The sequence below is a fragment of the Pseudomonas sp. JY-Q genome (assembly GCF_001655295.1).
Classification (GTDB): domain Bacteria; phylum Pseudomonadota; class Gammaproteobacteria; order Pseudomonadales; family Pseudomonadaceae; genus Aquipseudomonas; species Aquipseudomonas alloputida.
Genome location: NZ_CP011525.1, coordinates 2,004,862 through 2,024,913, shown reverse-complemented (window position 1 = coordinate 2,024,913; position 20,052 = coordinate 2,004,862). Strand labels below are relative to the sequence as shown.

Genomic DNA, 20,052 nt, shown 5'->3' with positions numbered 1-20,052 from the left:
CTCCTGTCTGGGGAGCGCAGTGTAGGCGCAACGCCGGGCGTGTTCCAGAGCGATTCAGTCGGCTTTCTTGCGGATCCAGTACAGGAAAGTGCCGGCGTCCTCTTGTTGCTGCAGCAGCTCGTGGCCGAGGAAGTTGCAGAACTTGGGGATGTCGCGGCGGGTCGACGGGTCGGTGGCGATGACCTTGAGCAGGCCGCCGGCGGCCAGGTTGCGTACGTGCTGGTGCAGCATCATCACGGGTTCCGGGCAGTTCAGGCCGGTGGCATCGAGGATGGCGTCGGGGGTGAAATCGGTCATGGGGGGCTCCGAAAATGATCGCTATTGTCGCGCATAGCGCGACGCGGTCCAAGCACGGCTTTCAAACCCAGCGCTCTTGATCTTGATCTTGATCTTGATCTTCGCGACTTCAGGAGGCCGAACGCAGGCCTTGCGGAGGGAGGTGACGGGCATGGATGCCCGTCAAGCGCTGGGCCCCAGGATGGGGCCTGCAGCGCGGTCCTCCCGGGAGCGAGGCCGGAGAGAGGGAACCCCGGAGCGCAGCGCAGGGGCCGGATGATGGGAGCGCAGCGTTTTTTGGTGGGCCTGCCCCGTGACAACGGACGCCAAGAAGCGATACTTACATCGCTATCTTGGAGGTTGTCATGTACCCAACCACTCGCCGCAATTACACCGATGAGTTCAAGATTCAGGCCGTTGCGCTGGCTGAAACGCTTGGCAGGACGGAAGCTGCTCGCCAGCTGGAGATGTCTGTGAAGACGTTGGACAACTGGGTCAACGCTTCCCGCAACGGCCAGCCGTTGAGCTCTCCTGACCGTCGCGCAATCACCCGAGAGGACAGCGAGTTAGCACGATTGCGAGCCGAGAACGCCGAGCTGAAACTGGAGCGTGAAATCCTAAAAAAGACGGCGGTATTCTTTGCCAAAGAGTCCAGGTGAGATACGCCTTCGTCGCTGAAGAACGGGCTCAGTTCCCGGTGCGTCTGTTGTGCCGGGTAATGGGTGTCTCGGTTTCAGGGTTTTACGACTATCAGCATCGCCAAGGCCGTCCAGATCCGGATGCACAAATACGCATCGATCTACACAAGGTTTACGCGGCTAGCCGCAAGACCTATGGCCGACCACGGCTAGTCGAGGCGCTAAGGCAGCAGGCCTATGCGGTAGGTCATAAGCGCGTTGACCGGCTGATGCATGAAGAGCACATACAAGGCCGATCCAAGGGCGGTTTCAGGCCGTGCACCACCGACAGTCACCATGCGCTGCCAGTGGCGAGCAATTTATTGGGTCGTCAGTTCTCCGTTCAAAGCTCCACCCCAGCCTGGGTCAGTGATATCACTTACATCGCTACGAAAGAGGGCTGGCTTTATCTGGCAGTGGCACTGAGCATCCAAACCCGCCAGGTGCTAGGTTACAGCCTGGCGGACAGGATGCCTGACGACTTGGTCGAGCGCGCTTTTATGAACGCCTGGAACGCATGTTTGGGCGTCTACGGAGTGATTTTCCATTCCGATCAAGGGCGCCAGTACGCGAGCAGCAGGTTTCGTCTCGCTTTGGCCAAGAAGGGCTTCGCGCAAAGCATGAGTCGGAGAGGAAACTGCTGGGATAACGCCGTAGCTGAAAGTTTCTTCGCTACATTGAAGAGAGAGGAAGCCTGCGCGGTCTACCCCACAAAGAAACAGGCTCACCTGGCAATTGCCAGCTACATCCATGGGTTTTACAACAGCTGTCGACTGCATTCAGCACTGGGTTACCGTTCACCGAACGAATACGCAAAAGGCTTAAGGCAGTTGGCTTTGTAGCCAGCTTCTTGGCGTCCGCTGTCACGGGGCAGGCCCAGTATTCATTTGCGAAGGTGGCGCATAGTCACCTTTCCGCCCTTACGGCGGGTCCCTTTTTGTCGTGGCAAAAAGGAACCAAAAACCGTCGGCTCCCATCATCCGGCCCCTGCGCTGCGCTCCGGGGTCCCCTCGCTCCGGGCTTGCTCCCGGGAGGACCGCGCTGCAGGCCCCATCCTGGGGCCCAGCGCTTGACGGGCATCCATGCCCGTCACCTCCCTTCGCAAGCCCTGCACTCGGCCTCCTGAAGTCGCAATCTGCGTCGCCTGAACTATCGCGCGCTTAGAAGCAACAGCAAAAGCAAAAGCAAAAGCAAAAGCAGACGCAGACGCAGACGCAGAAGCACAAGCAGAAGCAGAAGCAGAACGACGCGCTGGCCTCAGCGGGGCTTCAAGTCGAGCCGCCGCAGGTGGCAGGTTACTTCTTCACGGTCGTGGTACAGCTGCTTGCAGGCAATCGACACCTTGATCTTGCGTGCCTTGAATGTTGCCTCCATACGGTCGAGCAGGCGCCGTACTTCGGCATAACGCTGCTTCATCGGCAACTTCAGGTTGACCACCGCCTCGCGGCACAGCCCCTCACCCAGCCAGGTTTCAATCAGCGAGGTGGTACGCGCCGGCTTCTCGACGATATCGCACACCATCCAGTCTACCGGCTGCTTCGGCTGCCAGGTAAACCCATCGGCCATCAAGTGCTGGACCAGGCCTGTGTCCATCAGACTTTCGGCCATCGGCCCGTTATCGATGGCTGTCACCAGCATGCCACGGCGCACCAGCTGGTAGGTCCAGCCACCCGGTGAGGCTCCCAGGTCGACGCCGGTCATGTCATCCCCCAGGCGCTGCTCCCACTGCTCACGCGGAATGAACTGGTGCCAGGCCTCTTCCAGCTTGAGTGTCGAACGGCTAGGTGCCTCGCGAGGGAACTTCAGGCGCGGGATGCCCATGGGCCACAAGGCGCTGTTGCTGGCCGATGCCACGCCGACAAATACCCGCCGGCCGCTGATGAAGGTCAGCAGCAAGCGTGGGCGACCGGGGTCGTCGACCAGGCGGCCGGCCTTCTCCAGGGCCTTGCGCAACGGCACTTCGAACTTTCGGCAAAAAGTGGACAATTCCTTGCCTTCGTTGCTGTCCAGCACCTCCAGCCAAAGGCTACCGAACACCGGGAAGTCAGCCAGCTGCGCCAGCAGTACGCTGATGCGGTCACTTTCCGGCAGTTCAACGTAACCGCCACGTGCCCACTGCCGCGGGAAAATCAGCTGGTTGAAACGCAGTTCCCCCATCAAGCGCTCGGCACCGCCCTCCTCGCTACAGACAAACTCGGCACTGGCACTTTGCGGCTTGCCTTTGGCATAGCCGGCAACACCCAGGCGGGCGGCATGTTCGCTGATTTCGGCGCAAACCTCGCCCTCGAAACCGGGCCGGCAATGCATGAACAGGGTATTCATCTCTCACTCCACGACGGCTGGCGCACCACAGGCGCCGGCAGGGCGGCGATGATAAAGGAAGTTCGGAACCTGCGACACGCCCCGCCGGTCCAGAAAAGGGTCAGGTAGCGTAAACCGGTCTAACCTGACCATTCAGCCAGGTCCGTGCCGTGCGGACCGATACAGAGCGGTGCTGCCGGCAAACCGTGAATATTTGCCGGGCACCGGTGCAGAAGGAGTTGGCAATGCCCTCGCTCGATAGCCTGAACACCCTCAAGCCCCTCAAGGTCGGCGACCAGACCTACCACTACTTCAGCCTCACCGAGGCCGCCCGCCAGCTGGGTGACCTGCAGCGCCTGCCCATGTCGCTGAAAGTGCTGCTGGAAAATCTGCTGCGCTGGGAGGATGGCGCGACCGTCACCGGCGACGACTTGCGCGCCATTGCCCAATGGCTTGGCGAACGCCGCTCGGACCGCGAGATCCAGTACCGCCCGGCGCGGGTGTTGATGCAGGACTTCACCGGCGTACCCGCCGTGGTCGACCTGGCGGCCATGCGCGCCGCCATGGCCAAGGCTGGCGGCGACCCGCAACGGATCAACCCGCTGTCACCGGTCGACCTGGTGATCGATCACTCGGTAATGGTCGACCGCTACGGCACGCCGCAAGCCTTTGCCGAAAACGTCGACATCGAAATGCAGCGCAATGGCGAGCGCTATGCCTTTCTGCGTTGGGGCCAGAGCGCCTTCGACAACTTCCGCGTAGTTCCCCCGGGCACCGGCATATGCCACCAGGTCAACCTGGAATACCTGGGCCGCACGGTGTGGACCCGTGAGGCCGACGGCCGCACCTATGCCTTCCCCGATACCTTGGTGGGCACAGACTCGCACACCACCATGATCAACGGCCTGGGCGTACTCGGCTGGGGTGTCGGCGGCATCGAAGCGGAAGCGGCCATGCTCGGCCAGCCGGTATCGATGCTGATCCCCGAAGTGATCGGCTTCAAGCTGACCGGCAAGCTGCGGGAGGGCATCACTGCCACTGACCTGGTGCTGACCGTGACACAGATGCTGCGCAAGAAAGGCGTGGTGGGCAAGTTCGTTGAATTCTACGGCGACGGCCTGGCCGAGCTGCCCCTGGCCGACCGCGCGACCATCGCCAACATGGCACCGGAATACGGCGCCACCTGTGGCTTCTTCCCGGTCGACCAAGTCACCTTGGACTATCTGCGCCTTTCGGGCCGCCCCGAAACGACCGTGCAGCTGGTCGAACATTACTGCAAGGCGCAGGGCATGTGGCGCCTGCCCGGCCAGGAGCCGTTATTCAGCGACACGCTGGCGCTGGACATGGACGACGTCGAAGCCAGCCTGGCAGGGCCCAAACGGCCACAGGACCGCGTAGCGCTGGGCCAGGTCAGCCAAGCCTTCGACCACTTCATCGAGCTGCAGCCCAAGCCGCTGGCCAAAGAAGTTGGCCGCCTGGAAAGCGAAGGTGGCGGCGGTGTCGCGGTGGGCAACGCCGACCAGACCGGCGCAGTCGACTACAGCCATCAGGGCCAGACCCACACCCTGCGCGATGGCGCCGTGGTGATTGCCGCGATCACCTCATGTACCAACACGTCCAACCCCAGCGTGATGATGGCTGCCGGGCTGGTGGCAAAAAAAGCACTGGAAAAAGGCCTGCAACGCAAACCTTGGGTCAAGAGCTCGCTGGCGCCAGGCTCCAAGGTAGTCACCGACTACTTCGAGGCAGCCGGGCTCACGCCTTACCTCGACCAACTGGGTTTTGATCTGGTCGGTTATGGCTGCACCACCTGCATCGGCAACTCCGGCCCGCTGGACGAGGCTATCGAAAAAGCCATTGGCAGCGCCGACCTGACCGTGGCCTCGGTGCTATCGGGCAACCGCAACTTCGAGGGCCGCGTGCACCCACTGGTCAAGACCAACTGGCTGGCCTCGCCCCCGCTGGTGGTGGCCTACGCCCTGGCCGGCAGCGTGCGCCTGGACCTGACGCGCGATCCGCTGGGCTCAGGCAAGGACGGCCAACCGGTCTACCTGCGTGATATCTGGCCGACCCAGCAGGAAATTGCCGAGGCCGTGGCCAAGGTCGATACGGCGATGTTCCACAAGGAATACGCCGAAGTGTTCGCCGGTGATGCGCAATGGCAGGCCATCGAGGTGCCACAGGCCGCCACTTACGTGTGGCAGGCTGACTCCACCTACATCCAACACCCACCGTTCTTCGACGGCATCGGCGGGCCGCCGCCACAAATTGCCAATATTCACGGCGCACGGGTGCTGGCGCTGCTGGGCGACTCAGTGACCACCGACCACATTTCCCCCGCGGGCAACATCAAGACCGACAGCCCGACCGGGCGCTACCTGCGGGAACAGGGTGTGGAGCCTCGCGACTTCAACTCCTACGGTTCGCGGCGTGGCAACCACGAAGTGATGATGCGCGGCACCTTCGCCAACATCCGTATCCGCAACGAAATGCTGGCAGGTGAAGAAGGCGGCAACACCTTGCATGTGCCCACTGGCGAGAAGCTGTCGATCTACGACGCGGCCATGCGTTACCAGCAGGAGGGCACCCCGCTGCTGGTGATTGCCGGCCAGGAGTACGGTACCGGCTCGAGCCGCGACTGGGCAGCCAAGGGTACCAACCTGCTGGGGGTCAAGGCCGTGCTGGCAGAAAGCTTCGAGCGTATTCATCGCTCCAACCTGGTGGGCATGGGCGTGTTGCCGCTGCAATTCAAGGCCGGGCACAACCGCAAACAGCTGGGGCTGACCGGCAAGGAACAGATCGATGTACTGGGGCTGGACGGCGCACATATTCGCCCCGGCATGAGCCTGCCCTTGCGCATTACCCGCGAGGATGGCCAGCAGGAACAGATCGAGGTGCTATGCCGGATTGATACCCTGAACGAGGTGGAGTACTTCAAGGCCGGGGGGATTCTGCACTATGTGTTGCGCCAGATGATCGCCGGTTGAGACGGAGCGTCTGGCCGAAGATGTGTTCCGCTCTCTAGACCGAGCGCTGCGCGGGCGGCGCTCGGTCTCCTACACGCCAATACCTCAAAGCTATATGCTTTAAAGTCCCACGCGACAGCACTGGCCCTTGGCCATCCATTCGGTCATCATCTGACTTACCCGTCATTGAGTGCAATCAATGAACCAAATATCCATTCAATAAAACCAGCGGCTTGCCGATACCTGTCGAAAGCCCTGCGGACTATCACCCATGCGTAACAACCAGCCGATTACCCAGAGAGAACGGACTTTCCCTGCCCAGCAGCGGTTGATCTCCACTACCAACGCCAAGGGTGTGGTCACCTACTGCAACGATGCCTTTATCGAAATCAGTGGATTCACCCGCGAGGAGCTGACTGGCGCACCGCACAACCTGGTGCGTCACCCCGACGTACCGCCTGCCGTGTTTGCCCATATGTGGCAAACCCTCAAGCAGGGCCAGCCGTGGATGGGCATCGTCAAGAACCGCTGCAAGTCCGGTGACCATTACTGGGTCAACGCCTATGTCACCCCCATCTTCGATAACAACCAGGTTGTCGGTTTCGAGTCGGTGCGGGTCAAGCCCACCGCCGAGCAGATCCGCCGCGCCGAGGCCCTGTATCAGCGCATCAACCAGGGCAAGCCACCGGTACCGCGCCGCGACAAGTGGCTGCCAGTGCTGCAGGACTGGCTACCGTTCATCCTGATCAGCCAGGTGGGCTTCCTGATCGGCAACTGGCTGGGTCATTCCTGGGGCTTTGCCTTGGCCGCAGGGCTATCGGTACCACTGGGCCTGCTCGGCCTGAGCTGGCAGCAGCGCGGCCTCAAGCGCCTGCTGCGCCTGGCCGAGCAAACCACTTCCGACCCACTGATCGCGCAGATGTACACCGACAGCCGTGGCGTGCAGGCGCGCCTGGAAATGGCCATGCTCAGCCAGGACGCACGCATGAAAACCTGCCTGACCCGCCTACAAGACAGTGCCGAACTCCTGAGCGACCAGGCACGCCAGTCCGATGCCTTGGCGCACAAGAGCTCTACGGGGCTGGAGCGCCAGCGGGTGGAGACCGAGCAAGTCGCCGCTGCGGTAAACCAGATGGCCGCCACCACTCAGGAAGTGGCCAACCATGTGCAGCGCACCGCCGATGCCACCCAGGAAGCCAACCGCCTGACCAGCCAAGGCCGGCAGATTGCCGGAGAAACCCGCGAGGCCATCGAACGTCTGTCGGCGGCAGTGGGCGAGACCGGCCAGACGGTTACGCAACTGGCCAAAGACAGCGACGAGATTGGTGGCGTGGTCGACGTGATCAAGGGCATCGCCGACCAGACCAACCTGCTGGCACTGAACGCAGCCATTGAAGCGGCGCGCGCCGGTGAAATGGGCCGTGGTTTTGCCGTAGTGGCTGATGAAGTGCGTCAGTTGGCCCAGCGCACCGCCGAATCCACCGGGCAGATCCATGGCCTGATCGCCAAGCTGCAACAGACCGCCAGTAACGCAGTGCAGACCATGGAAACCGGCCACCGCCAGGCACAGGAAGGCGTCGACCGGGTAATGCAGGCTGACGAGGCGTTGGTAGGCATCAGCGAAGCGGTGGCCAATATCACCGACATGGCCACCCAGATTGCAGCTGCAACCGAGGAGCAGACCGCAGTGGCTGACGAGATCAGCCGCAACATCAGCACCATTGCCGAACTGGCCGACCAGACCGCCGAACAGGCGCAGCACTCGGCACTGCTGAGCGAGGAACTGACCAGCACGGCGGGCAGCCAGTATTCGCTGGTGGAGCGCTTCAACCGCTGAAGCTCGCGACTTGGCCCTCCGCCGCGGTGGAGGGCACCGGCTCTGCCGGTGTTCGCGGGCAAGCCCGCCCCTACAACGGAATGTGCCGAACCACCGATGCGTGCGTAGGAGCGGGTTTACCCGCGAATACGGTAGCGGCGGCAACGGTGAACGGCGGGTGGAGATTGGCCAGCAGGGCCGGCCCTTTCGCGGGTGAACCCGCTCCTACGACGGCCTGTGCCGAACCACCTACGCGTGCGTAGGAGCGGGTTTACCCGCGAATACGGTAGCGGCGGCAACGGTGAACGGCGGGTGGAAATTGGCCAGCAGGCCCGGCCCTTTCGCGGGTGAACCCGCTCCTACACGCGGCCTGTGCCGAACCACCGATGCGTGCGTAGGAGCGGGTTTACCCGCGAATACGGTAGCGGCGGCAACGGTGAACGGCGGGTGGAGATTGGCCAGCAGGGCCGGCCCTTTCGCGGGTGAACCCGCTCCTACACGCGGCCTGTGCCGAACCACCGATGCGTGCGTAGGAGCGGGTTTACCCGCGAATACGGTAGCGGCGGCAACGGTGAACGGCGGGTGGAGATTGGCCAGCAGGGCCGGCCCCTTCGCGGGTGAACCCGCTCCTACACGCGGCCTGTGCCGAACCACCGATGCGTGCGTAGGAGCGGGTTTACCCGCGAATACGGTAGCAGCGGCAACGGTGACCGGCGGGTGAAAATTGGCCAGCAGGCCCGGCCCTTTCGCGGGTGAACCCGCTCCTACACGCGGCCTGTGCCGAACCACCGATGCGTGCGTAGGAGCGGGTTTACCCGCGAATACGGTAGCGGCAGCAACAGTGAACGGCGGGTGGAGATTGGCCAGCAGGCCCGGCCCTTTCGCAGGTGAACCCGCGTGCTGTGTTACCAGTCCAACCGCAACCGGCTCTCGAAGTAGCGCTCTTCGCCACTCAGCGGGTCCTCGAAACGCAGGCTCTGCGCCAACAGTTTCAGCGGCCGCTGGTAGTCATCCTCTTCATTGAGCAACTGCGGATAGAACGGGTCATTGCTGATCCCTGCCCCCAAGGCCGCCATGTGCACACGCAACTGATGGGTCTTGCCGGTCACGGGCGATAGCCCATAGCGCCATCGCTCACCGTTCTTCTCCAGCACCTCGGCCAGGGTTTCACTGTTGGCCTCACCCTCCACCTCATGCATGCGGAAAAATGGCTCGCCATGCACCAGGCGGCTTTTGTGCACCAGCGGAAATGCATGCTGCGGCATGGCAGCGGCAATGGCCTGGTAACGCTTGTCGATACGCCGCTCGGGGAACAGCCGCTGGTAGGCGCTGCGGCTGTGCGGGTTGGCGGAAAACAGCACGAGCCCAGCGGTGTGCCGGTCGATGCGGTGCAACGGCACCAGGTGCGGATTGTCCAGGCGACGGATCAGGCGACGCAACAAGGTCTGCTCGACGTATTCACCGGTCGGCGTCACCGGCAGGAAATGCGGTTTATCGGCCACAACCAGGTGCTCGTCCACATGCAGCACCACCTCCTGCACCGGAATCGGCCGTTCGTTCGGCACTTCGCGGAAGTAATGCAAACGCATGCCACGCTTGTAAGGCAGGTCGGCGGCAACTGCGTGCCCGTTGGCATCCAGCACCCGGCCACGGGCAAAGCGGTCAAGCCACTGGGCGCGGTCGATGGCCTTGAAATGGTCACACAAGCAATCGAGCACCGTCACCCAGTTACCAGGTGGCAGGCACACCGTACTGGCTTGCTGGCGGGCGGGGTCGAAAGGCGTGGTCATGGCTGGGCTCGAGACGTTCATGGCCGCGCATTATCGCCCAAGCCCGCCCCCTCAACCAGCCTGGGCCATCGCCTCGCAGCGCTCCTTCAGCCAGCGCAGTACCTGCACCGGCTCCCAGCGGCCAGGGTCGTAGAGTGCATAGAGCAACCCCTCATAACCCACCACATCCAGCCCTCGGTGGTAACCGGCCCGCTGGAACAAGGCCTCGATCTCGGCGAAGCAGGTATTGAAGTGCACTTTGCCGAACGGCGTGCAGTCGCCCGTCACCAGGCCTTCGAGGCGCAGTTCCAGAACGGCGTCAGCCACCCGATCCACGGGCATGCGATTGACGCTGTACTTGAGTTGCTCGACATTGAGCATGGCTTCACCTCGATACTGTATTTATATACAGCATACGAACATCCCCTTGCTGCCGTCAATGCGCTTCATTGCAGCCCCGCCAGGTAGCCGCTGCCTTTACGCAGGGTCAGCACCTGCCTGCGCGGCGTGCCGCGCGTCACCGACAGGTGCACCCATTTATCGAATTCCAGGATCAGCTGATCGAAGGGCACCGTACTTTCGCTGACTCGCCGAACGGTCTCGCGCGGGCTGACCTCGATCACCGTGAAGTCCGCCGCCAGCCCTTGCACGTGCTGGCTATCGGAGGCGCCACCGATCAACCGATTGACCCTTTCACAGCGATACCCGCTGCTGATGATGATGGGCGCGTCGAACAATGCACGTACCTGTTCCAGCGCACAGCACAGCAATTGCAGGTTGGCCCTGGCTTCGAGGGGCGGTGCATTATCGAACCCTTCGCGGGCGGCGAGCTGGGAAACGGTCATTTCATCGAAGGTGAAATGTGGAGTGATGAACATGGCGAGCTATTCCGATGATGGAGAAGGTTACCGGCGACGGTGCGCCTCCACCGGATCATCAGCTCGCTTCACAGATCATGGAGCAGGGTTGCAACTCCTCTGCAGCCATCATTGCCCAAGAAAAGCCACCACTTGTTCGGTATCGAACGGCCAGTGCAGCTCGGCGCCGTTGTCACAGCGCCGCAGCACCGGAATGATCAGGCCATAACGTTCGAACAAAAGCTCGCTCTCGGCGATATCGACCAGCTCTACCAGCAGGCCATGATCGACGAGAGGCATCAACACAGCCTCGGCCACTTCGCAGAGGTGGCAGCCGAGGGTGCCGAACAGTTGACATTCAGGCAGCATGTGGCAGGTCCCGGGTTGGCATACACAGAAGCCTATTCTAGGCGCGCCACGCCCACCCTGCACCTGACCAGGCTCAATCCTGGCTGGTAGCACCGATCCGGTGCAGCGACAGGTCCGCGCCCTGGAACTCCTGCTCATGGCTCAAGCGCAGGCCATGCAACGCACGAATGGCTCCGTACACGGCAAAGCCACCGGCCAAGGCCACCAGCACGCCCATCAGGCTGCCCAGCAACTGGCTGACCAGGCTGACACCGCCCATGCCGCCCAGCGCCACCTGGCCGAACACGCCACAGGCGATGCCCCCCCACACGCCACACAGGCCATGCAACGGCCACACACCCAGGACGTCGTCGATTTTCCAGCGATTTTGCGCGGCGGTGAAGGTCCAGACAAACAGAGCGCCGGCCACCAGGCCGGTGGCGAGCGCACCCACCGGGTGCATCAGATCGGAACCTGCGCAAATCGCCACCAGCCCGGCCAGCGGGCCGTTATGCAGAAAACCCGGGTCGTTGCGCCCGGCCAGCAACGCCGACAGGGTGCCACCCACCATCGCCATCAGCGAGTTGATCGCCACCAGGCCGCTGACGCCCTGCAAGGTCTGGGCACTCATGACGTTGAAGCCAAACCAGCCGATGATGAGGATCCACGAGCCCAACGCCAGAAAGGGAATGCTCGACGGCGCAAACGCCACCAATCGGCCCTCGCGGTAGCGCCCACGGCGCGCCCCCAGCAGCAGCACCGCCGCCAGCGCCAGCCAGCCCCCCATGGCGTGTACCACCACAGACCCGGCAAAGTCGTGGAACGGTGCGCCGAAGCGTGCCTGCAGCCAAGCCTGCACGCCCAGGTTGCCGTTCCACACCACGCCCTCGAAGAACGGATAGACGAACGCCACGATCAACGCCGTGGCGCACAACTGCGGCACGAACCGCGCCCGCTCGGCAATGCCCCCGGAGATGATCGCCGGAATCGCCGCCGCAAAGGTCAGCAGGAAGAAGCACTTGACCAGCGCATAGCCATGGTCGACAGCCAGCGTTGTCGCCGGCTGGAAGAAGTTGACCCCGTAGGCGATCCAGTAGCCTATAAAGAAGTAGACCAGCGCCGAGATGGCAAAGTCGCTGAGGATCTTCGACAAGGCGTTGACCTGGTTCTTGTGGCGCACCGTGCCCACTTCAAGGAACGCGAAGCCGGCATGCATGGCCAGCACCAGAATGGCGCCCATGAGAATGAACAGGGTGTTGGAACCGTGGACCAGAGAGTCCATAGCGCTGTGCATGTTTTCCATGAAATAGGCAGACCTGCTGAAAAAGGCACCAGGACAGTTCAAGAACCTGCATCCCTGCACCGAATCGGTGCCAGCCCCTACCCTGTTCAGGTGAGCGGGGTGAAGCCTGCGTGGTTTTTTCTTGGGTTTGTCGTGGATTGGGTTAAGGTTTATCGGTATCCGCTGCGTGGGCGCCCTGAATCGGCGCAAAACCGGTCATAGGCGCTCCGCAACGTGGCAAAAACTTAGCAAGGCCCATACCAGCAGCCGCACTTGAACCTTCCATGCGTGCTGTCACTCGAACTACCAACACTCATCGACAGGGAGAGACCCATGGCCAGCAAATCGGCAAAGAATGCACAAGAGATATTGATGGCTGACTTCCAGGCCTTGGTGCGCGACACCGAGAAGCTGCTGGCCGACACCGCCAACCTGGCCGGCGACCAGGCCGACGAGTTGCGCGAGCAGATTCACGAGCGCCTGACCCAGGCCCGCGAAACCCTGCAACTGACCCAGGACTCGGTACGTGAACGCGGTCAGGCAGCGCTTGGCAGCGCCGAGCAGTACGTGCAGGAAAACCCGTGGCGGGCAATCGGCATCGCGGCCGGCGTCGGCCTGTTGATCGGTCTGCTGGCCAACCGGCGCTAAGGGGAACCCATGGAGAATGACGCCAACGGCGCCGGCGCTTCGGGTAAGCGCCTGGGCGCGGCCATGCTGGGGCTGCTGCACAGCCACATCGAGCTGTTCGGTATCGAGTTGCAGGAGCAGAAGGGCCGTACCTTGAGCCTGCTGCTGTTCGCCGGCCTGGCGCTGGTGTTCGCCCTGCTGCTGCTGACCGCGCTGTCCGGGCTGCTGCTGGTGCTGCTGTGGGACAGCTATCGACTGGCCGGTATCATTGGCCTGTGCGTGTTCTATGGCATTGCCGCCCTGTACTGCGGCGTGCGCCTGAAGGCGGCGGTGTTCGACGAATCATCGCCCTTCGGCGCCACCCTCGACGAACTTGCCAAGGACAGGGAGCGCCTGTTGCCATGAGCCTGCCAGAACTGCCAAACACGCGTAACCCGCGCGAACTGCGCAAGGCGCTGCTGCGCCTGCGCATGGAGATGCACCGCCAGGAAATCCGTCATGAGTCCGGTCAGTTGCTTGAACCGCTGCGCCGCGTGCGCGGCATGGGCAGCTCGCTACATGAAGGCCTGGGTATCAAGCATGCGCCACTGTGGGGCATCGGCGCTGTGGTGGCGCTGGGCTTTCTCACCGGCAAGGGCGTACGCAGCGGCAACCTGACGCGCCTGGTACGGTTGGGCAGCACCCTGCTGCCGCTGGTACGCCTCTACCTGCAAGGCGGCCGCCGGCCCTGACGCTCGCCCCGGCAGAAGCAGCCTTGTGCTGCGAAGAGGCCCGTACGATCGATACAAATGCATCAAAGGGCCGGTCTTTTCTTCGCAGCACAATGCGCTCCCTGCAGGGTATGCTGCTGCCTTCGAACGACAGGAGACCGCGCCTTGGACTGGCACACCTTGCTTACCCGCGAACGGCTGGGCAAAGCCCTGTACAGCGCCGATGAACTCGGGCGCAGCCCCTTCCACAAAGACCATGACCGCATCATTTTCTCCGGTGCCTTCCGCCGCCTCGGCCGCAAGACCCAGGTGCACCCGGTGTCGAGCAACGACCATATCCATACGCGCCTGACTCATTCGCTGGAAGTCAGCTGCGTCGGCCGCTCGCTGGGGATGCGCGTCGGCGAGACCCTGCGCGACAACCTGCCGGACTGGTGCGCCCCCAGTGACCTGGGGATGATTGTGCAGTCAGCCTGCCTGGCCCACGACATCGGCAACCCGCCATTCGGCCACTCCGGCGAAGACGCCATTCGCCACTGGTTCCAGCAGGCCGCCGGGCGTGGCTGGCTGGACGACATGAGCGATGACGAACGGGCCGACTTTCTCAACTTCGAAGGCAATGCCCAGGGCTTTCGTGTGCTCACCCAACTGGAATACCACCAGTTCGATGGGGGGACCCGGCTGACCTATGCCACCCTCGGCACCTACCTCAAGTACCCGTGGAGCGCCCGCCATGCCGACGCCCTGGGCTACAAGAAGCACAAGTTCGGCAGCTATCAGAGCGAACTGCCCCTGCTCGAACAGATCGCCCGCAAGCTCGGCCTGCCGCAGCTGGAACACCAGCGCTGGGCGCGCCACCCACTGGTGTATCTGATGGAGGCTGCCGATGACATCTGCTACGCGCTGATCGACCTGGAAGACGGCCTGGAAATGGAGCTGCTGCAATACGCAGAAGTCGAAGCGCTGTTGCTTGACCTGGTCGGCGAAGACCTGCCAGAAACCTACCGCCAGCTCGGCCCACGCGATTCTCGTCGGCGCAAACTGGCCATCCTGCGCGGCAAGGCCATCGAACACCTGACCAACGCCGCCGCCCACGCCTTCGTCGAGCAGCAGCAGGCGTTGCTGGCCGGGCAACTGGCGGGCGACCTGGTGGAACACATGCATGGCCCAGCCAAACGCTGTGTACTGCAAGCCAAGGACATGGCACGCAACAAAATCTTCCAGGACAAGCGCAAGACCCTGCACGAAATCGGCGCCTACACCACCCTGGAGATTCTGCTGAACACGTTCTGCGGTGCGGCCCTCGAGCAGCACGGTGGACGTACGCCATCGTTCAAGAGTCGCAGGGTGCTGGACCTGATCGGCAACAATGCGCCAGACCCGCATGCCTCGTTGCACAGCGCCTTCCTGCGCATGATCGACTTCATCGCCGGCATGACCGACAGCTATGCCAGCGAAATGGCCCGAGAGATGACCGGGCGCTCCAGCCCGACCTGAAACGCGTCGGTGCAGCGCGGGCTCGGCCAGGCGCTGCACCACGCTGCAGGAAACTTCCTACACCGAGGTAACCACACTAAACGGCACGAATAAAAACTAATGAAAAGTTACCAAAATCGCTTTGACAGCGAGTTAAGCACACCTATTCCGTAGCCCATTTTGCTTTATCTTGTAAGCCGTTTCCCATATAAGCCTAACAGCCATTCCTCGCACGCCTGACGACTTCCAACTGCGATAAGGTGCCCACTGTCACCCTCAATCGACCGCAGGGAAGTTGAACATGCATTCCATATTTATCGTTGACGACCATCCGGTGATTCGCCTGGCCGTCCGTATGCTGCTGGAAAACCAGAACTACAAGATTGTCGGCGAGTCGGACAACGGCGTAGACGCCATGCAGATGATCCGCGAGAGCAACCCCGACCTGGTCATTCTCGACATCAGCATCCCCAAGCTAGACGGCCTGGAGGTGCTGGCCCGCTTTCAGAGCATGGCCCTGCCCTTGAAGGTTCTGGTACTGACTGCACAGTCCCCGGCATTGTTTGCCGTACGTTGCATGCACTCGGGCGCAGCGGGTTATGTTTGCAAGCAGGAAGACCTGAGCGAACTGCTCAGTGCAATCAAGGCCGTACTGGCCGGTTATAACTACTTCCCCAGCCAGGCAATAAAAAACAACCAGACGACCGACAGTGACCTGCAACTTTTCCGCCAGGTAAATGACCGCGAACTGATGGTGCTTCAACTTTTCGCCCAAGGCCGCAGCAACAAGGAAATTGCCAAGGGCATGTTTCTCAGCAGCAAGACTGTCAGCACCTACAAGAAGCGCCTCATGCACAAACTGCAAGTCAATACGCTGGTCGATCTGATCGAGATGGCCAAGCGCAACGCGCTGGTCTGAACATGGTCATGGCCCGAGCTATCAACTGCCTGCTGCTCGTTCTGCTGCTGCTCAGCGGCGCAACACAGGCTGGCCATCGTGAAGCCGCGTCTTTTACGTTACTGGCGCGCTCATCGGCCCGCCCGGTCCAGCCCGTGCTCACGCCCGAACAACGGCAATGGCTCGAAGGCCAGCAGGAACTGGTACTGGGCACGTCGGCCCCCGACTATCCGCCGTTCGACATCACCGGTGGCGGCAACGACTACCAGGGCCTGACCGCCGAGTATGCAAGCCTGATCGGCAAGGCCTTGCAGTTGCCAGTGAGGGTGCTGCGTTTCTCCAGCCGGCAGGCGGCGGTGGAGGCGCTCAGGCACGGGGATATCGACCTGCTGGGCAGCGCCAATGGCTACGAAGCGGCCAGTGACGGCCTGGCACTGTCGCGCCCCTATGCCGTCGACCAACCTGTACTGGTAACGCGTGAAGACGAAAACCGGGCACTGGACATGGACCTTGCCGGCATGCGCCTGGGTATGCTCTACCACTATTTGCCCAGACAGGAAGTACTCACCGCCTACCCCAAGGCCGAGCTGCTGGCCTTTGGCTCTTCCAGCCAGGCACTGAATGCTGTCGCATTCGGCCAGGCCGACGTGTTCATCGGCGACACCATCTCCACGCACTACCAGCTCAACCGTGGTCATCTGCCCCGCCTGCGCATGGCCAACTTCGGCAAACACGAGGCCATCGGCTTCGGTTTTGCCTTGCGTCAGCAAGATACCGTGCTGCTGGACCTGGTGAACACCATCCTGGACAGGCAAAGCCCGGCCATACGCTCCAGTATCTTCAAACGCTGGAGCGCCGGCAGCGACCTGTTGCTGAGCGATCGCCAACTGCAATTGAGCGCGGCCGAGCAGCAGTGGCTGCAGAAGCATCCCGTGATGCGCGTGGCAGCCGATGACGCGGCTGCACCACTGTCCTATTTCGATGATTCGGGGCATTTCCGAGGCATCACCGCCGACCTGCTGGAACTCATTCGCCTGCGCACCGGGTTGCGTTTCGAAGTGCAGCGTGCCAGTGGCATTGCCGACATGGTCGCCCGCCTCAAGGATGGCCGGGCCGATGTCATCGCCGCACTGGCCAGCGCCGGTAAACCAGGGGACGACCTGCAAATCAGCCGCCCCTACCTCGAAAGCGCCTATGTGCTGGTCAACCACAAGGACAACAACACACTGAGTTCACTGGAGCAGTTGCAGGGGCATCGCATCGCCATTACCCGGGACAGCACCATGAACGCCATGCTGTCCCGGGACTACCCAAAGATAAGCTGGGTCGAGACCGAAAGCGCGTTCTACTCCATGGCGTTGCTCAACAGCGGGGCCGTCGATGCGGTGATCACCACCCTGATCGACGCCAACCACGCCTTGGCCAGCAACCCCGAACTGGTCATCCGCACCTCGGTCGGCAGCGAACCCGCCAACTTCGCCATGGCCACCACGGCTCCGTCACCGGCGCTGTTGTCTATCCTCGACAAGGCTTTGCTGAGTATCTCACCCGAGGAGCTGGGGGTAATCAACAACCGCTGGCGCGGCTTTGGCAGGCATGAGGATGACAACACCAAAGTCTACAGCCGCCTTGCCCTGCAGGTGGTGCTGGCCACGGTCGTGCTCTTGTTGCTGGCCCTGCTCTGGAATGCCCGCCTGCGCCTGCAGATTCGCCAGCGCCAGCGCGCCGAACGCGCGCTGAACGACCAGTTGGCATTCATGCGCGCCCTGCTCAACGGTACGCCCCACCCCATGTATGTGCGCGACCGCGAGGGTTGCCTGAAAAGTTGCAACTACAGCTACCTTGAAGCCGTGCAGGCCCGCTCCGATCAAGTGATCGGCAAAAAACTCAAGGACAGCCTGTTTGCCGATTCCGAGCAGGCTCGGCAGATCCAGGCTGATTACCAGAAAGTCATGGCGGCGGGCTCGCCGCTGATCAAGGACCGCCCACTACGGATCAAAGGCCGGGCATTGACTATCTACCACTGGATCTTGCCGTACCGCGACTCTCTGGGTGAGGTACAGGGGATCATCGGCGGCTGGATCGACATCAGCGAACGCCGGCAACTGGTCATGGAGCTGCGCCAGGCCAAGCAGCAGGCCGACGATGCCAACCGCGCCAAGAGCACGTTCCTGGCGACCATCAGCCACGAAATCCGCACCCCGATGAATGCCGTCATCGGCATGCTGGAACTGGCGGTCAAGCGCGCCGACCAGGGCCGGGTGGACCGCAGCGCGCTGGAACTGGCACACCATTCGGCCAAAGACCTGCTAGGCCTGATCGGTGACATTCTCGACATCGTGCGCATCGAGTCCGGGCACTTGTCCCTGGCCCCGGAGGTGGTCGACCTGGCGGCGCTGGTCGAATCGGTGGCGCGCATTTTCGATGGCCAGGCGCGACAGAAAGGCCTGGCCCTGGAGGTGCAGATCGCCCCGGCCGCACGCTGCCCTGTCCTGCTTGACCCGCTGCGCTTCAAGCAGGTGCTGTCCAACCTGGTGAGCAATGCCATCAAGTTCACCGAGCATGGTCAGGTGCGCATCTGCGTCAGTCTGCTGGATGACGGTACCAGCACACCCGCCGTATTGGAGCTGGAGGTGCGCGACAGTGGCATCGGCATCCACCCCGACGACCTGCAGCGCCTGTTCAACCCGTTCATCCAGGCCAACCCGCACAGCCAGGGCGCCCGCGCAGGTACCGGGCTGGGCCTGGCCATCTGCCGTAACCTGTGCGAAATGATGGGCGGCAGCCTGTCCATGAAAAGCCTGGAGGATGTCGGTACCCAGGTGCGCCTGAAGATGCCGCTGCAACGGGTGGATGGCGCAGAGCAGCCGAAACCGCTGCCCGAGCAGCTCGACGTGCCCGACCCACGGCTGAACGTGCTGGTCATTGATGATCACCCGGCCAACCTGCAACTGATGGCGCAACAACTTGGCTACCTGGGCCTGGAGCACGCCAGCGCCCGCGATGGGCGGGAAGGCCTGGCGACCTGGCGGGAAGGCGACTTCGATGTGCTGGTACTCGACTGCAACATGCCGCACATGAACGGTTACCAGCTGGCGACTGCCGTGCGCGCCGAAGAACGCCAGGGCAAGCGCCCCCCCTGCACCATCCTCGGCTATACCGCCAACGCACAGCCGGAAGTACGCCGCAAGTGCCTGACCGCCGGCATGGACGACTGCCTGCTCAAGCCCATCAGCCTGAGCACCCTCAGCCAGCGCCTGGCTGGCATTCGCCCGCGCCGCCAGCAACGCCCCCGCCGCAAGCTGTACCAGCTGGACGGCCTGGCCGCCGTGGTCGGGCCTGACCCGGTCGATCGCCAGCGCTTCCTGGAGGCCCTGCACCAGAGCCTTCAGGCCGACCTGGCCAGCCTGATGGCGCTTCACCCGCAACACGACAGCGGCGCCATTGCCGAGCAGGCCCACAAGGTGCTAAGCGCCGCACGCATGCTGGAAGCCCCTGACCTGATGGCGGCCTGTGAAGCCCTCGAGGCCAGCGACTTGCCCACTGCCCAGGTGCGCCTGCGGCGCCAGGCACTGGCACGGCATATGTGCCGAGTGGAACGTGCCCTGGCCAAGGAATTGGCCACCAGCAGAGATACTCAGGCAGGCAACCAGACGTGTTAACTGGTAGACTGCGCGGCGTTATTACCTAAGAGGATTGTTTCATGGCCACAAACCGCTCCCGTCGTCTGCGCAAGAAGCTGTGTGTCGACGAGTTTCAGGAATTGGGCTTCGAGCTGAACCTGGAATTCAAGGAAGATCTGGATGACCAGGCAATCGATGCTTTCCTCGACGCGTTCCTGGAAGAAGCCATGGACGCCAACGGCCTGGATTATGTAGGCGGTGACGATTTCGGCCTGGTGTGCTCGGTCAAACGCGGCTCGGTCAGCGAAGAACAGCGCGCTGCCGTTGAAGCCTGGCTCAAAGGCCGCAGCGAACTGACCAAAATCGAAGTCAGCCCGCTGCTGGATGCCTGGTACCCGGAAAAGCCTATCAACAAGGCTGAGTGAT

At 62.5% G+C, this 20,052-nt stretch carries 18 protein-coding genes; 11 read left to right on the top strand and 7 right to left on the bottom strand.

Going from position 1 to position 20,052, the window contains the following annotated elements; translation table 11 throughout:
• Positions 1 to 54: 54 nt before the first annotated feature.
• A complete protein-coding gene (gene tusA, locus AA098_RS09050) occupies positions 55 to 297 on the bottom strand; it encodes a sulfurtransferase TusA (protein WP_003248727.1) in 243 nt (80 codons plus the stop codon).
• 344 nt (positions 298 to 641) lie between these two features.
• Here tusA and AA098_RS09045 point away from each other — a divergent pair, with 344 nt between their 5' ends.
• Both AA098_RS09045 and AA098_RS09040 read left to right on the top strand, forming a co-directional pair.
• Positions 642 to 935 (top strand): transposase, encoded by a 294-nt coding sequence (locus AA098_RS09045; RefSeq protein ID WP_064614096.1) that lies wholly within the window; start codon positions 642 to 644, stop codon positions 933 to 935.
• Entirely contained in the window at positions 932 to 1,795 is an 864-nt protein-coding gene (locus AA098_RS09040; RefSeq protein WP_054889722.1) for an IS3 family transposase, read from the top strand. The genes AA098_RS09045 and AA098_RS09040 overlap by 4 nt, the downstream gene beginning before the upstream one ends.
• 415 nt (positions 1,796 to 2,210) lie before the next feature.
• Here AA098_RS09040 and rlmM read toward each other — a convergent pair whose 3' ends face one another.
• Positions 2,211 to 3,275 carry a 23S rRNA (cytidine(2498)-2'-O)-methyltransferase RlmM gene (rlmM, locus tag AA098_RS09035; RefSeq protein WP_003248725.1) on the bottom strand — a complete coding sequence of 355 codons (1,065 nt, stop codon included), beginning with the start codon at positions 3,273 to 3,275 and terminating at the stop codon, positions 2,211 to 2,213.
• A gap of 224 nt (positions 3,276 to 3,499) precedes the next feature.
• Here rlmM and acnA point away from each other — a divergent pair, with 224 nt between their 5' ends.
• Entirely contained in the window at positions 3,500 to 6,241 is a 2,742-nt protein-coding gene (acnA, locus tag AA098_RS09030) for an aconitate hydratase AcnA (protein WP_064614094.1), read from the top strand.
• Positions 6,242 to 6,491: 250 nt separating this feature from the next.
• Positions 6,492 to 8,057, top strand: coding sequence for a PAS domain-containing methyl-accepting chemotaxis protein (locus tag AA098_RS09025; RefSeq protein ID WP_003248720.1), 1,566 nt, complete (start codon positions 6,492 to 6,494; stop codon positions 8,055 to 8,057).
• Between the two features lie 884 nt (positions 8,058 to 8,941).
• Here the strand turns inward: AA098_RS09025 and AA098_RS09020 are convergent.
• From AA098_RS09020 to AA098_RS09000, 5 genes are all read right to left on the bottom strand, one after another.
• On the bottom strand, positions 8,942 to 9,826 hold the full coding sequence (locus AA098_RS09020) for a pseudouridine synthase (RefSeq protein WP_003248719.1): 885 nt from the start codon (positions 9,824 to 9,826) through the stop codon (positions 8,942 to 8,944).
• Between the two features lie 51 nt (positions 9,827 to 9,877).
• Positions 9,878 to 10,186: a hypothetical protein gene (locus tag AA098_RS09015; protein ID WP_003248718.1), complete on the bottom strand. Its 309-nt coding sequence runs from the start codon at positions 10,184 to 10,186 to the stop codon at positions 9,878 to 9,880.
• 65 nt (positions 10,187 to 10,251) lie between these two features.
• Positions 10,252 to 10,683, bottom strand: a complete 432-nt coding sequence (locus AA098_RS09010; protein ID WP_064614092.1) for a D-Ala-D-Ala carboxypeptidase family metallohydrolase — start codon at positions 10,681 to 10,683, stop codon at positions 10,252 to 10,254.
• Positions 10,684 to 10,791: 108 nt separating this feature from the next.
• On the bottom strand, positions 10,792 to 11,031 hold the full coding sequence (locus AA098_RS09005) for a glutaredoxin family protein (protein WP_003248714.1): 240 nt from the start codon (positions 11,029 to 11,031) through the stop codon (positions 10,792 to 10,794).
• A 73-nt stretch (positions 11,032 to 11,104) separates the two neighbouring features.
• A complete protein-coding gene (locus AA098_RS09000) occupies positions 11,105 to 12,313 on the bottom strand; it encodes an ammonium transporter (RefSeq protein ID WP_012053177.1) in 1,209 nt (402 codons plus the stop codon).
• Positions 12,314 to 12,625: 312 nt separating this feature from the next.
• Between AA098_RS09000 and AA098_RS08995 the strand changes: the two genes are divergently transcribed.
• The 7 genes from AA098_RS08995 to AA098_RS08965 all read left to right on the top strand — a co-directional run bounded on the left by AA098_RS08995 (position 12,626) and on the right by AA098_RS08965 (position 20,051).
• The gene (locus AA098_RS08995; protein WP_003248709.1) at positions 12,626 to 12,940 is read left to right on the top strand and encodes a YqjD family protein; all 315 of its coding nucleotides are present in this window, start codon (positions 12,626 to 12,628) and stop codon (positions 12,938 to 12,940) included.
• Positions 12,941 to 12,949: 9 nt separating this feature from the next.
• Positions 12,950 to 13,324, top strand: a complete 375-nt coding sequence (locus tag AA098_RS08990) for a phage holin family protein (protein ID WP_003248706.1) — start codon at positions 12,950 to 12,952, stop codon at positions 13,322 to 13,324.
• Positions 13,321 to 13,650, top strand: coding sequence for a hypothetical protein (locus AA098_RS08985; RefSeq protein ID WP_003248704.1), 330 nt, complete (start codon positions 13,321 to 13,323; stop codon positions 13,648 to 13,650). Before AA098_RS08990 ends, AA098_RS08985 begins: the two co-directional genes overlap by 4 nt.
• 144 nt (positions 13,651 to 13,794) lie before the next feature.
• Positions 13,795 to 15,126, top strand: a complete 1,332-nt coding sequence (locus tag AA098_RS08980; RefSeq protein WP_003248702.1) for a deoxyguanosinetriphosphate triphosphohydrolase — start codon at positions 13,795 to 13,797, stop codon at positions 15,124 to 15,126.
• A gap of 280 nt (positions 15,127 to 15,406) precedes the next feature.
• Positions 15,407 to 16,024, top strand: a complete 618-nt coding sequence (locus AA098_RS08975) for a response regulator transcription factor (protein WP_003248700.1) — start codon at positions 15,407 to 15,409, stop codon at positions 16,022 to 16,024.
• An 8-nt stretch (positions 16,025 to 16,032) separates the two neighbouring features.
• Entirely contained in the window at positions 16,033 to 19,665 is a 3,633-nt protein-coding gene (locus AA098_RS08970; protein ID WP_003248698.1) for an ATP-binding protein, read from the top strand.
• Positions 19,666 to 19,706: 41 nt separating this feature from the next.
• The gene (locus AA098_RS08965; RefSeq protein ID WP_003248695.1) at positions 19,707 to 20,051 is read left to right on the top strand and encodes a YggL family protein; all 345 of its coding nucleotides are present in this window, start codon (positions 19,707 to 19,709) and stop codon (positions 20,049 to 20,051) included.
• The last annotated feature ends 1 nt before the right edge of the window (position 20,052 follow it).

What these genes read in the sequence shown, in the direction of transcription:
- tusA (WP_003248727.1), bottom strand. Translation starts at nt 297, where the DNA reads ATGACCGATTTCACCCCCGACGCCATCCTCGATGCCACCGGCCTGAAC.
- AA098_RS09045 (WP_064614096.1), top strand. Translation starts at nt 642, where the DNA reads ATGTACCCAACCACTCGCCGCAATTACACCGATGAGTTCAAGATTCAG.
- rlmM (WP_003248725.1), bottom strand. Translation starts at nt 3,275, where the DNA reads ATGAATACCCTGTTCATGCATTGCCGGCCCGGTTTCGAGGGCGAGGTT.
- acnA (WP_064614094.1), top strand. Translation starts at nt 3,500, where the DNA reads ATGCCCTCGCTCGATAGCCTGAACACCCTCAAGCCCCTCAAGGTCGGC.
- AA098_RS09025 (WP_003248720.1), top strand. Translation starts at nt 6,492, where the DNA reads ATGCGTAACAACCAGCCGATTACCCAGAGAGAACGGACTTTCCCTGCC.
- AA098_RS09020 (WP_003248719.1), bottom strand. Translation starts at nt 9,826, where the DNA reads ATGACCACGCCTTTCGACCCCGCCCGCCAGCAAGCCAGTACGGTGTGC.
- AA098_RS09015 (WP_003248718.1), bottom strand. Translation starts at nt 10,186, where the DNA reads ATGCTCAATGTCGAGCAACTCAAGTACAGCGTCAATCGCATGCCCGTG.
- AA098_RS09010 (WP_064614092.1), bottom strand. Translation starts at nt 10,683, where the DNA reads ATGTTCATCACTCCACATTTCACCTTCGATGAAATGACCGTTTCCCAG.
- AA098_RS09005 (WP_003248714.1), bottom strand. Translation starts at nt 11,031, where the DNA reads ATGCTGCCTGAATGTCAACTGTTCGGCACCCTCGGCTGCCACCTCTGC.
- AA098_RS09000 (WP_012053177.1), bottom strand. Translation starts at nt 12,313, where the DNA reads ATGGAAAACATGCACAGCGCTATGGACTCTCTGGTCCACGGTTCCAAC.
- AA098_RS08995 (WP_003248709.1), top strand. Translation starts at nt 12,626, where the DNA reads ATGGCCAGCAAATCGGCAAAGAATGCACAAGAGATATTGATGGCTGAC.
- AA098_RS08990 (WP_003248706.1), top strand. Translation starts at nt 12,950, where the DNA reads ATGGAGAATGACGCCAACGGCGCCGGCGCTTCGGGTAAGCGCCTGGGC.
- AA098_RS08985 (WP_003248704.1), top strand. Translation starts at nt 13,321, where the DNA reads ATGAGCCTGCCAGAACTGCCAAACACGCGTAACCCGCGCGAACTGCGC.
- AA098_RS08975 (WP_003248700.1), top strand. Translation starts at nt 15,407, where the DNA reads ATGCATTCCATATTTATCGTTGACGACCATCCGGTGATTCGCCTGGCC.
- AA098_RS08970 (WP_003248698.1), top strand. Translation starts at nt 16,033, where the DNA reads ATGGCCCGAGCTATCAACTGCCTGCTGCTCGTTCTGCTGCTGCTCAGC.
- AA098_RS08965 (WP_003248695.1), top strand. Translation starts at nt 19,707, where the DNA reads ATGGCCACAAACCGCTCCCGTCGTCTGCGCAAGAAGCTGTGTGTCGAC.